Origin of the sequence: Psychrosphaera sp. B3R10 (assembly GCF_018861025.1) — a bacterium.
In the GTDB taxonomy this organism is placed as follows: Bacteria; Pseudomonadota; Gammaproteobacteria; order Enterobacterales; family Alteromonadaceae; genus Psychrosphaera; species Psychrosphaera algicola.
On sequence record NZ_JAHKQH010000007.1, the window covers coordinates 304611 to 317416 of the forward strand.

Annotated in this window: 11 protein-coding genes; 2 read left to right on the forward strand and 9 right to left on the reverse strand. The window is 39.6% G+C overall.

Annotation, left to right across the window (positions count from 1 at the left end):
• Positions 1-8 precede the first annotated feature (8 nt).
• The 4 genes from lspA to murJ all read right to left on the reverse strand — a co-directional run bounded on the left by lspA (position 9) and on the right by murJ (position 6026).
• On the reverse strand, positions 9-530 hold the full coding sequence (gene lspA, locus KO525_RS02700) for a signal peptidase II (RefSeq protein ID WP_215962238.1): 522 nt from the start codon (positions 528-530) through the stop codon (positions 9-11).
• Positions 530-3361 carry an isoleucine--tRNA ligase gene (gene ileS / locus KO525_RS02705; protein ID WP_215962239.1) on the reverse strand — a complete coding sequence of 944 codons (2832 nt, stop codon included), beginning with the start codon at positions 3359-3361 and terminating at the stop codon, positions 530-532. Before ileS ends, lspA begins: the two co-directional genes overlap by 1 nt.
• 43 nt (positions 3362-3404) lie before the next feature.
• Positions 3405-4331 (reverse strand): bifunctional riboflavin kinase/FAD synthetase, encoded by a 927-nt coding sequence (gene ribF, locus KO525_RS02710; RefSeq protein ID WP_215962240.1) that lies wholly within the window; start codon positions 4329-4331, stop codon positions 3405-3407.
• 141 nt (positions 4332-4472) lie between these two features.
• Complete coding sequence (gene murJ / locus KO525_RS02715) at positions 4473-6026, reverse strand: murein biosynthesis integral membrane protein MurJ (protein ID WP_256448279.1); 1554 nt, start codon at positions 6024-6026, stop codon at positions 4473-4475.
• A 187-nt stretch (positions 6027-6213) separates the two neighbouring features.
• Between murJ and rpsT the strand changes: the two genes are divergently transcribed.
• A complete protein-coding gene (gene rpsT, locus KO525_RS02720) occupies positions 6214-6474 on the forward strand; it encodes a 30S ribosomal protein S20 (protein ID WP_215962241.1) in 261 nt (86 codons plus the stop codon).
• A 203-nt stretch (positions 6475-6677) separates the two neighbouring features.
• On the opposite strand, the gene KO525_RS02725 is transcribed toward rpsT, so the two are convergent.
• The 5 genes from KO525_RS02725 to recR form a co-directional block, all read right to left on the reverse strand.
• A complete protein-coding gene (locus tag KO525_RS02725) occupies positions 6678-7073 on the reverse strand; it encodes an MAPEG family protein (protein ID WP_215962242.1) in 396 nt (131 codons plus the stop codon).
• A gap of 192 nt (positions 7074-7265) precedes the next feature.
• On the reverse strand, positions 7266-7748 hold the full coding sequence (locus KO525_RS02730) for a DUF1993 family protein (protein WP_215962243.1): 483 nt from the start codon (positions 7746-7748) through the stop codon (positions 7266-7268).
• 90 nt (positions 7749-7838) lie between these two features.
• Complete coding sequence (gene adk, locus KO525_RS02735) at positions 7839-8483, reverse strand: adenylate kinase (protein ID WP_215962244.1); 645 nt, start codon at positions 8481-8483, stop codon at positions 7839-7841.
• A 532-nt stretch (positions 8484-9015) separates the two neighbouring features.
• The gene (htpG, locus tag KO525_RS02740; RefSeq protein ID WP_215962245.1) at positions 9016-10944 is read right to left on the reverse strand and encodes a molecular chaperone HtpG; all 1929 of its coding nucleotides are present in this window, start codon (positions 10942-10944) and stop codon (positions 9016-9018) included.
• 144 nt (positions 10945-11088) lie between these two features.
• Positions 11089-11685: a recombination mediator RecR gene (recR, locus tag KO525_RS02745; protein ID WP_215962246.1), complete on the reverse strand. Its 597-nt coding sequence runs from the start codon at positions 11683-11685 to the stop codon at positions 11089-11091.
• Between the two features lie 285 nt (positions 11686-11970).
• Here recR and KO525_RS02750 point away from each other — a divergent pair, with 285 nt between their 5' ends.
• Entirely contained in the window at positions 11971-12795 is an 825-nt protein-coding gene (locus tag KO525_RS02750; protein WP_215962247.1) for a hypothetical protein, read from the forward strand.
• Positions 12796-12806: the final 11 nt, after the last annotated feature.

A 12806-nucleotide genomic window follows, 5' to 3' on the forward strand; every position in this document is an offset into this window, starting at 1 on the left:
TACACTTCCTAATTTGGTATTTTTTTGCTGTTGTCGTCTTTTTTTGACTGATTAAAGTCAATAAAGGCTTCAAGAATTAACAACGCTGCACCGCAACTAATTGCAACATCTGCAATATTAAATGCAGGAAAGTGCCAACTGTCATAATAAAAATGGAGAAAATCGACGACATAACCATACATCATTCGATCTGCCACATTGCCTATAGCCCCACCTAAAATAAGGGCATAAGCAGTCAATAACAATTTTTGTTTTATAGGTGTTTTTGCCATCCAAAATGTCAATAAAACACTAATAACAATCGCTATAATAGTGAAAAACCAACGCTGCCAACCACCCGCGTCGCTTAAAAAGCTAAACGCTGCACCGTGATTTCTGACATACGTGATGTCAAAAACCGGCAGAACATTAATATCTTGATAAAGTGCTAAGTTATTAATAATCCAAATTTTGGTGCCTTGATCAAAAAGCACCACAACAAGGCTTAACAGCAAAAACAGTAATCCGGGAAACTTGTTTAATAACTTCATTAAGCAAATTTCCTAAACTCACCCGCACCGGTCACGTTCTCAACGCAACGGCCACATAAATCGGCGTGTTCCGGATGAATACCAACGGTAACTGAATGATGCCAACAACGCTCACACTTTTGTTCCGTGCTCGCTTTAATGCCAATAAATAAGCCGCTGATTTCTGACTCAAATGCCGTATCTGGTTTGTCAGTTAATGGTGCTAAGTTCACTACAGAGGTGATTAAGACAAATCGCAATTCATCTTCAAGTGTTTGTAATGTATTTAATAATTCATCTGATACATACAAAGTTAACTCAGCCTCTAGCGATGCGCCCAACAATTTATCTTTTTTCGCAATCTCAAGCGCACGGTTTACTTGTTCTTTAACCGATAATACGGTTGACCAATATTTATCACCTAACTCACCTTGGGCTGAGTATTGTTCGATGCCATCGTACCATACGTCAGTAAAGACAAACTCGTCGCGCTCTCCTGGTAAAGTATCCCAGATTTCCTGAGCGGTAAACGACAATACAGGAGCCATCCAGCGAGTCATCGCTTCGGCAATAAGATACAGCGCGGTTTGACATGAACGACGAGCTGTTGAATCCGCTTTAGCGGTGTATTGACGGTCTTTAATAACATCAAGATAAAAACTGCCTAAATCTACTGAGCAGAAATTCATCAGCTTTTGCATAACAACATGGAACTGATATTTATCGTAAGCCTGTATAATCTCTTGCTGCAAACGTGCCGCTTTACTTACGATCCAACGATCCAACGCAACCATTTCATTCACGTCAACAATATCTTGTTTCGGGTCAAAACCATTTAAGTTTGCAAGTAAAAATCGAGAGGTATTTCTTACACGGCGATACGTATCTGCGGCGCGCTTAAATATTTCGTCTGATACCGTCATTTCACCTGTATAGTCCGCCGAGGCTACCCACAAACGTAGAATGTCCGCACCGTATTTACCCGTTACATCTTTTGGTGAAACCACATTGCCTAATGATTTAGACATCTTGTGACCATTTTTATCGACAGTAAATCCATGGGTCAATACTTGTTTATAAGGTGCAACATCATTCATCGCAACAGACGTCATTAATGACGACATAAACCAACCACGATGTTGGTCAGAACCTTCTAAATATAAGTCAGCAGCTTGTTCAAATTCCTCACGGGCATCAACCACAAAGTGATGGGTAACACCTGAGTCAAACCAGACATCCAAAGTATCTTGTACTTTACGGTATTGATCTGATTCTGCACCTAACAATTCAGCTTGGTCGAGATCCCACCATGCTTGAATGCCGTCTTTTTCGACTGCCTGTGCGACTTTTTCCATCAACGCTGGGCTATCTGGATGAAGTGCATCGGTTTCATTATGGATAAATAATGGAATTGGCACACCCCAGGTTCTTTGGCGTGAGATACACCAGTCTGGACGGCCTTCAACCATCCCTTCAATGCGGCCTTGACCCCATTCTGGTAACCACTGAACTTGTTTAATTTGTTCGATTGACTTACCGCGCAGTCCAGCTTGATCCATGCTGATAAACCATTGCGGCGTAGCGCGGAAAATAATTGGCGTTTTGTGACGCCAACAATGTGGGTAACTGTGTTCAAATGACACATGTTTTAATAACGTATTGGTTTCTTCTAATTTTGCGACAACGGAGGCATTCGCCTTAAACACATGCTGTCCTGCAAAAAATTCAGTACCTTCAACATAAACACCATTCGGTCCTACTGGATTTGCAACTTCAAGTCCATATTGTAAACCCACGGTGAAATCTTCTTGACCATGGCCAGGCGCGGTATGCACACATCCCGTACCAGCGTCAGTTGTAACGTGATCACCTAATACTACTGGAACATGAAAATCATAGAACGGATGTTGCACCTGAACATTCTCTAAAGAGTCACCTTTAGCAAAACCAAGAGCATGATATTTAGTGAAGCCCCAACGGTCCATGACATCGGTAAGCAGTGAAGCGGCAACAACCAATCTAAATTTGTTTTGTTCATCGTCTTCAACTTGTACAAGAACATATTCTACGTCAGCAGCAAGTGCAATAGCTCTGTTTGCTGGTAATGTCCAAGGTGTTGTGGTCCAGATTACAAATGACACGTCACCTTCACCCTGAAGATGATCTGGGTGTTCAAACATTGCAACAACAGCGTCGGTGTCGACTGCATTAAATTTAACATCGATCGCCGGTGACGCTTTATCTTTGTACTCAACTTCAGCTTCTGCTAATGCAGAACCACAATCGGTACACCAATGCACAGGTTTTGAACCTTTTTGCAAATGACCATTATCGATGATTTTACTTAATGCTCGGATAATATTAGCTTCCGAACTGAAATCCATCGTTTTATAAGGATTATTCCAATCACCTAAAACACCTAAGCGTTTAAATCCTTCCATTTGCCCATCGATTTGACGTTGCGCATAAGCACGGCATTTTTCACGGAATTCTGCAGCTGTGACTTTTTTACCTGGCTTACCAACTTTCTTTTCAACCATTAATTCAATTGGTAATCCGTGGCAATCCCAACCAGGAACATAAGGCGAATTTAAATCAGACATTGTTTTAGACTTAACAATAATGTCTTTTAAGATTTTATTTACTGAGTGACCTAAGTGAATATCGCCGTTTGCGTACGGAGGGCCGTCATGCAAAATAAAACTCTTTTTGCCTTTTTTCGCTTCGCGGATCTTTTTATATAGCTCTTTTTCTTGCCAAAGCTTCAACATTTGAGGTTCACGTTGGGCTAAATTTCCACGCATTGGAAATGCGGTTTCAGGCAGATTAAGCGTATGCTTATAGTCACTCATGATCGGTTCCGTATTATTTACTGCTTATTAGACCTTTAAGGGTCTAATCTATTAAAAATTTGCGCTTGGCTGTTGAAACGTCCAACGATATTTGCGCGATTAATTCATCTAACGAGTCGAACTTTTTTTCGTCTCGAATTTTAAAAACAGGGGTAATTTGTAACCTCTGTCCGTATATTTGTTCATCGAAGTCAAATAAGTGAACTTCTAATAATGGTTTAATTCCATTTAACGTTGGTTTATTGCCAATATTGGCAACACCTAAAATCTCTTTGTTTCCGAGCAACGCTTTAACACCAAACACGCCACGGATAGGAAGTACAGCTCGTTTAACTGCAATATTTGCAGTGGGAAAACCAAACTTACGACCATTCTTCTGGCCGTGAATCACTCGTCCTTGAAACCCAAATGCCGCCCCTAACAATTCAGACGCGCCGGAAAAGTCACTTGCTAACAACCTATTACGCACTTCTGTACTGCTGGCACGTTTATTACTAAATTTAAAGGTTTGGCTATCATCAACCGAAAAACCGAGTTCTGAAGCCATAGACTTCAATAACGTAAAGTCGCCTGTTCTTTTTTGACCAAACCTGAAGTCATCCCCAACAATAACGTGTTTAACACCCAGTTTATCAACTAACAAGTTAGCGACAAATTGCTCAGCAGTCATATCTGCAAAAGTCGAGCAAAAGCGGATGCAAATCAACCTATCGATTCCTAGAGACTTTAGCTTTTTATATTTTTCTCTAAACGTCAGTACACGAGCCGCGGCTTTATCCTGCAAAAACACTTCTTGTGGCTGAGGTTCAAAAATCATGACAGCCGACGGCACATTGTGTTGCTTAGCTACTTTTTTCAGTTTGTCGATGACGTATTGATGGCCGATATGGACACCGTCAAAATTGCCAATCGTTAAGACGCAATTTTTATGATGTTCTGACAAATTAATTAAGCCCCGAACTAACTCCATCACCCACACTTCATAAGTTAAAAAACCGACGAATTATAACGGTATTCAACGGGTAATTACTAGCGTAGACAACGTAAATGAGGCAATTGTTTTTTAATATATCTAATTTTATTTTGATAATTCAAAAATGTGCCATTGATGTTAAGAAATTAGACTGTCACTTTTTAGATGTCTGATCCGTAAGCCCAGCAAAAACAAGACTAAAAAGTAACCAAACATAGCACATAAAACGAGTAACATCATGACACCAATGCTCGTCATAAAATGCATATCAGGGTGCCACCACATTTGGTAGAGGAGATATAAAACAACCGACATGACAATGGTCGCAACAATCAATTTAACCACCCAAACCAAAGTATATCGGCTAATGGTATACACGCCCTGTGCAGCTAATCCACGATATAACAATACAGCATTTAACGTTGCTGACATTGCGGTTGCAATCGCTAGGCCCACATAGCCATAAAATGGTGCCAACATAAAGTTAAAAACTATGTTGGCAATCATTGAAATGATACCAATTCTAACCGGCGTTTTAGTGTCTTGTCTGGCAAAGTACCCAGGGGCTAATACTTTTACTGACATATAACTCAGTAACCCCGAACCATAAGCTAATACGGCCCAATAGACTTGTTGGGCGTCAAACACTTTAAACTCACCATGGACATATAAAACATCGATAATTAGTGGGCCTAAAACCATTAACCCCGCCATGGCAGGAAACGCCATAAGCAAAACAAAGCGCAATGCCCAATCCATCGTCGCCTGAAATTGTTGAGGATCACCTGTTGTGTGCAGCCTAGATAGACTTGGCAAAATGACAGTTGCGATCCCAATTCCAAATAACCCAAGAGGGAACTCAATTAACCGGTCGGCATAATACAGCCAACTTATTGAACCGGTGATTAAAAAGGACGCAATTACTGTATCAACCAAAGCATTTAACTGATGAACTGATACGCCTAATATCGCCGGCAACATTAACAATCTGATGCGTTTAACGTAGGGATCATTCCACCCCCACTGCGGCTTCACTAACAACCCAGAACGGTACATAAATGGCAACTGAAATAGAAACTGTGTCAATCCGCCAAAAAAGACACCTATTGCCAATGCAAACGCGGGATCAGACACGTGATCCTTTAGTAATATGGCGCAAACAATAATTGCAATGTTCAAAAAGACCGGCGTAAATGCGGCTACGGCAAACCGATTATAGGTGTTAAGTACCGCGCCAGAAAGTGCAACAAACGTAATAAAAAACAGGTAAGGAAAGGTGATTTTTAATAATAGCGACGCCATTTCAAACTTTTCACCGTCACCATTTAACGAGTCAATAAACCAACCCGTACCGAATACCATTACGATTATCGGTGAGGCGATAACCGCGAATAGGGTAATAAAAGTAACAATGACACCTAAGGTACCTGCGACTTTAGCAACTAATACGCGAACTTCGTCATCGCCATGTTGTTCTTTTACTTCTGTTAAAACGGGGACAAATGCCTGGGCAAAGGCCCCTTCGGCAAATAAACGGCGTAAGAAATTCGGGATCCGGTTGGCAAACAAGTAAACGTCAGCATTAACACCTGCACCTACTAATGTTGCAATCACAACATCACGAACTAAACCTAATACCCTAGAAATGAGCGTCATTAATGAAACAATGAGGCCAGATTTTAATAATGCCAAACGCTTAATCCTTGTTGTTCTTATTTAAATCATTACAATCGCACAGCGCCGTGAATTATACATAGTTTTCCTGTAGGACAGAATTGTTTAAATAAACTCAAAAGGGTTTGACAACAGGGATAGAAACAGGCAAAATTCGCGGCCTTAAAAACCGGTTAAATCGAATTTATATTTTTAGGAGTCAGTCTTGGCTAACATTAAGTCTGCTAAAAAACGTGTTATAACTTCTGAGAAGTCTCGCCAACACAATGCGAGTCGTCGTTCTATGATGCGTACGTACATGAAAAGAGTTGTTGCAGCTATTGAAGCTGGTCAGAAAGAAACTGCAGTTGAAGCATTCACAGCTTTGGTTCCAGTTTTAGATCGTTATGCAACTAAAGGTCTTATTCACAAAAACAAAGCTGCTCGCCATAAGAGCCGCTTTAATGCTCAAATTAAAGCTCTTTAAATAAAGACTTTTAATTTTCGCAATTTTGTGAATTTTAAAAATCCGGAATGGTTCGCCACTCCGGATTTTTTGTGTCTGTAATTCAGCCAATCAATGTTTAAAAGCGCCGTTAATCCGTCACGATAGGTGATAAACCCTTTTCAGAAAAATGATTTATCACTGTAACCTGTCCGCGTTTTTACAACAATGCAATCAATTACAATTCAATAAACCATCGCTATGTTTAAGCCAGCCGCTACTAACATCATAGTATATGTCAGGATCCCGCCGACAAAACGTGGAACCGAAGTCCCTGCACTTTTACCTAACCCCAGCGCATGAAACAAGCGACCAATTAGCAAACTTAATCCCAATAAGTGCATTAGCCAACTTTCAGTTTGATTTAATTCAAGTAGCAACATTAATAACAGTGCTAATGGCACATATTCCGCAAAGTTGCCGTGTACTCGAATAGCACGATGAAGTTCATTTTGCTTGCCATGACCAATACCCACTTGGTATTTACGTCGCATTAAAATGATCCGAAATGACAGCACTACGTACACAAATGCCAGTAATCCCGCGTAAAACGATGTAAATTGAATAAGCTCCAACTGCATAAAATGTCCAAATTAGTTATTTAAAAATTGATGATCTAAGATAAACGAATAACGTTATTGTTGGAATCTATAAACAAATACATTCCAACTTTCTTATCATATCTGATTAATCTCTATATCGCCTCTCTACTACGACAAGAAACAATTTAGCTAACCACTAAATTTGTCACTGAATCGCTCCAGTTGAAATAGTTAATAAAAACTAAAGCCAACTGGGTAGCTATGTAGTCCGTCAAAATCACCTTTACTCAAAGCAACACCATGACTGCGGGCAATTGCATAAGCCATACTCGAATGGAAGTAACAATTTGGTAGGATATATTTGAGAACAAAATCTAATGGCGGTAATGAAATTTCGGAAAAACCTGCTTTTTCTGAAATATCACTCTGTAACTCCCAACCTAGCGGTAACTCCTCAACGGACAAGGCCAACATGCAATGGTCAATTTTTTCCAGGCACATTTGTTTTCCTATTCCGTTTAGAGCTAAATCGGCAACCGGTTTACCGACTAAAGGCAACATACCACGTAAAGTAAAATTAGCTGCAATTTGAACTTGTGCACCTAAAGGCGCCATGTCAGGGGCAAGTGATTGTTCAAACAAGGGGGCAGGTATCTTAGAAACAACAGATTTTAGATTCACCAATACATTAATTAATATCGATTTAACGTCCATATACAATTCCTGCAAAGCTACATTATTAAATATTTACCATCAAAAAAGCCCGCATAAAATGCAGGCTTTTCATATTAAACAACAGTGTTATTAACCAAGGATGTTAGCTAACTCAGCGCTTACCGCATCAACGTCTTGTGTCCCGTCGATTGTCGCAAACTTAGTGTTTCCAGCGTCTGCTTCTGCTTTGTAATACGCTACTAACGGTTGAGTTTGCTCATGATAAACACCTAAGCGCTTACGTACGGTTTCAACTTCATCGTCAGGGCGGATGACTAAATCATCACCAGTTTCGTTATCTTTACCTTCGACTTTTGGCGGGTTATATACCAAGTGGTATACACGGCCAGAACCAGGATGAACTCGACGACCACTCATACGGTTAACGATAACCTCATCTGGTACATCAAACTCAAGACAATAATCAACAGCTACGCCGTTTTCTTTCATTGCATCGGCTTGCGGAATAGTACGAGGGAAACCATCTAACAAAAAACCATTTTCACAATCGGCTTTTGAAATGCGCTCTTTAACTAATCCAATAATAAGATCGTCAGACACTAGCTGTCCCGCATCCATTACTTTTTTAGCTTCAAGCCCCAACTCAGTGCCTTCTTTTATTGCAGCACGCAACATGTCACCCGTAGAAATTTGCGGGATACCATATTTATTCATTAAGAATTGTGCTTGTGTCCCCTTACCAGCGCCCGGTGCGCCTAACAGAATAATCCGCATGGAATATAACCTCAGATAAAATTAAGAAACTTTTATATTGCGCGCATATTGTCATATTCCAAAACCGATAACAACCCACCCCCCTATGGGTTTAGACCAAAGTCGAATGAATATTAAGCCATTGATTATATTTTTTCGAACGGTCTTTAAACCTTGAGCTATAAAGCATGAGTAAATAAATTTGACGCTAGGCGTTAGTAATATTCACGGTTCCCTGTCTCTGTATGGCAATTTAAATTGACGCTATCCGTCTAACTTTTTCACACAAAAGCACAGTGACTCAATTTATATTAAAAATAGTTTTAGGATTTAACAGTTTGGTAATAATCGTGAAAAACATAGATCTTGTTTACGTTTAAATATGAAAAATAAATAGGTTTATTACCAAAATTTCAACCAGTCAAAAATCTAATAGAAATGCGTCATTCGAAATAGGTTTTGCTCTAAAATGCCTTAACGTGTTGTTGCTTTAATTACCAAAGTTGTAATAAAAAAGGGAGCCTAAGCTCCCTTCCCTAATTTAATATTGGCATTATTTAGTTAATGACAACATTAGGCTATTCATGCGTTTTACAAAAGTACTTGGGTCACTAATAGTGCCGCGCTCTGCAAGTGTTGCTTGGTCTAATAACACTTCAACCCACTGCTTAAACTGCGCTTCATCCTGCACTTGGTCAATATGTTTCACTAATTCGTGCTCCATATTCACTTCAAATACTGGTTTAACGTCTGGCACAGGCTGTCCCATTTGTTTCATCAAATCAATCATTTGAGGGCTCATATCTGAGTTCCCTGTAACGATACACGCCGGTGAATCTGTTAAGCGATGTGAAACCTTAACTTCTTTAACTCGGTCGCTGATAACGCCTTGGAAACGCTCAATTGAAGTCGCAAATTCTTTATCTGCATCTTCCTGCGCTTTTTTCGCTTCTTCGTCTTCTAAGTCACCTAAATCAAGATCACCGCGAGTGACTGAAACAAGCTGTTTACCATCAAATTCAGTTAAGTGAGACATCAACCACTCGTCAATGCGGTCATACATAAGTACAACTTCAATGCCTTTCTTACGGAATATTTCAAGTGCTGGGTTATTCGCAGCTGCTTCGTATGTGTCCGCAACTAAGTAATAAATCTTGTCTTGGCCTTCTTTTGCACGCTCAAGGTATTCTGGGAAAGAAACACTTTGAGTCCCATCTTCATTATGAGTAGATGCAAAACGCAATAATTTGGCGATTGCTTCTTTGTTCCCCATATCCTCAGCCGGACCTTCTTTCAGAACCTGACCAAATTCATCCCAAAACATTTGATAATTTTCTTTATCATTTTTACCCATGCGATCTAACATTTTCAAAACGCGAGTAGTACAACCCTTACGTAACGTCTGGGTAACTTTGTTGTCTTGTAAAATTTCGCGCGATACGTTTAATGGCAAATCATTTGAGTCAACTAGACCCTTTACAAAACGTAAGTACGTTGGCATAAACTGCTCAGCATCATCCATGATAAATACACGTTGAACGTATAATTTAAGACCACGTTGTTTATCACGATTCCACAAATCGAATGGGGCTTTTTTAGGAATATAAAGTAATGAAGTATATTCGCTCTTACCTTCAACTTTATTATGAGCCCACGTTAGCGGGTCTTCAAAGTCATGACTGATATGTTTGTAAAACTCTTGATACTCAGCGTCTTCAAGCTCTGATTTATCGCGAGTCCAAAGCGCATCCGCTTTGTTGATAACTTCCCATTCACCCTCAACCGCTTCAATTTTTTCGCCATCTTCACCTTCAGATTCAGGCGTACCTTCTTTCCACATCTCAACCGGTGTTGCGATATGATCAGAGTATTTTTTAATGATAGAACGAAGTTTAAAGTCGCTAGCAAATTCTTTTTCTTCGTCGCTTAGGAAAAGCGTAATTTCAGTACCGCGAGTCGATTTTTCAATTTGTTCAATTGTATAATCGCCTTCGCCTTCACTTGTCCATTCAACCCCTTGAGATACATCGTCACCAGCTTTACGAGAACGTACAACAACTTTTTTGGCTACGATAAATGCAGAGTAAAAACCAACACCAAATTGACCAATCAATTGTGAATCTTTCGCTTGGTCACCAGTCAGGTTTTTGAAGAAGTCTGCGGTGCCAGATTTAGCAATCGTACCTAAATGCTCTGTCGCATCGTCAGCATTCATACCGATGCCGTTATCTTCTATCGTTACCGTGTTCTTTTCTTCATCAAAAGATACGCGAATTTTCAATTCACCGTCATTTTCATACAACGCGTTATTTGAAAGTGCTGCAAAACGAAGTTTGTCAGATGCATCCGCCGCGTTTGAAATAAGTTCACGTAAGAAGATCTCTTTATTTGAATATAAAGAGTGGATCATCAGTTGTAATAGTTGTTTTACTTCGGTTTGAAAACCGTGGGTTTGTTTACCTTGAGTGGCCGCTTCCGACATAGTCAAGTCTCCTGTTTGCTTGTACAAATAAAATTAACTGGAGTGTAAATAGGTACAAAAGGAGATAATTCAAGGGTATTGGAAAACTTTAACCAACCTAAATTTAAATCAAAGGCTGGTTAATGTTGATATTCTATACGGTAATTAAAGTAATTGACGTCCCATCAAAGCATGACTAATGGTTGTGTTGTCGACCATTTCAAGTTCACCGCCAACCGGTATCCCATGAGCGATACGGCTTATCGGCAAATTAAGACCACGACAAATATCCACAATAAAATGTGCGGTTGCTTCTCCCTCAACACTCGGGTTCAATGCCAAAATCACTTCTTTATATCCATGTGTCTCAAGTTGTTTTTGTAATTCAAATAGCCCCAACTCGGACGGCCCAACCCCATCAATTGGCGATAAACAGCCATGTAATACAAAATAACGTCCAGAATATTGACCACTTTGCTCAACGGCTAACAAATTCGCCGCTGTTTCAACAACACAAATTGATTCTGCTTCTAGTCGTTTGGGATTATTACAGAGCTCGCATATATCATGCTCAGTATAATCGCGACATGACTGACATTGACCAATATCAACCATTGCTTTCGCTAACGTTTGGGCTAAATCGGCACCGGCCTGTCTTTTACGTTGTAAAAGATGATAAGCCATTCTTTGGGCCGTTTTATTACCAACGCCAGGTAAACACTGCAGCTGGTCGATCAATAAATCCAATAAGGAATTCCGCATTTCACTTCTCTCAAAAAATCAAACGTATACAGCTTGATGAATAATAACGTGACGATTAGTTGCAATGATACAACGTGTTTTCCTTAACCCCAACTCAACTTTTAGCTAAGTACGTATTTCTATCTCAAGAACAAATATTTCAAATTATTTAGTATTGGATACAAACAGTTGGTTCATCCAGATTTAGAAGGATGACAACACGAAGTTTTGTTTGTTATTTTAACAATAGGTTTTTTTTGAAATCTGCATTAATATTAAATTTACCTACCGCAAATTGTTAAGATTATGGTGAACAAAAAAATTGCAGTATTTTTTACTATCATCAATCTACTTTGGCTACCGACAAGTTCGCTAGCTGAAATTAAGACGGTTGGTCCACAATCGAGTCATGACGCAAGTCATGATTATTTTATCAGCCTATTGAAATTGGCACTTGCCGAATCAGGACACAGTGACACATTAAAAATCATCGACCACCAAGGTGAAGCAAGGGCGTTGCAGCTGCTGCGAGATACCGACTTGTACGACATTTTGTGGACAGGTCAAAGCATTGAACGTGATAAAATGTTGCTTAAAATTCCAGTTCCGTTGTTTTTAGGTGGATTAGGGATCCGAGGCTCTATTATAAAAAAAGACTTCCTTAATGCCTTCAACCAAACAAAACATATCGTCCAATTAAAAAAATACATTGCATGCCAAGGTCACCACTGGCCGGATGCCAACAAACTAGAAGCCGTTGGGATAAACGTGATCCACGTTATTAACTTTGATTCTATGATGAAGATGGTCAGTTTAGGGCGTTGCGACTTTTTACCGCTCAGCATCTTCGAAGGTGAAGGCGAGTTGTTAAAAGTAAAAGAAATGTACCCAAACCTTACATTTAGTACCAAAGTTTTATTTCATTATGATCAAAAAATGTATTTCTACGTAAAAAGTTCAAATCCAGAATTAGCGCAACAAGTTCAATCGGGATTAAAAGCCATGATCGATAGCGGAAGATTTTTGCAATTTATGCAGAATCATCCCCTCACTAAATCGGCATTTCCTTTGTCTAAATATGCAGAGTCTACAAAATTCCCATTAGATGATTCAGAACTGACCCTTTTCTAATCAACAACGCT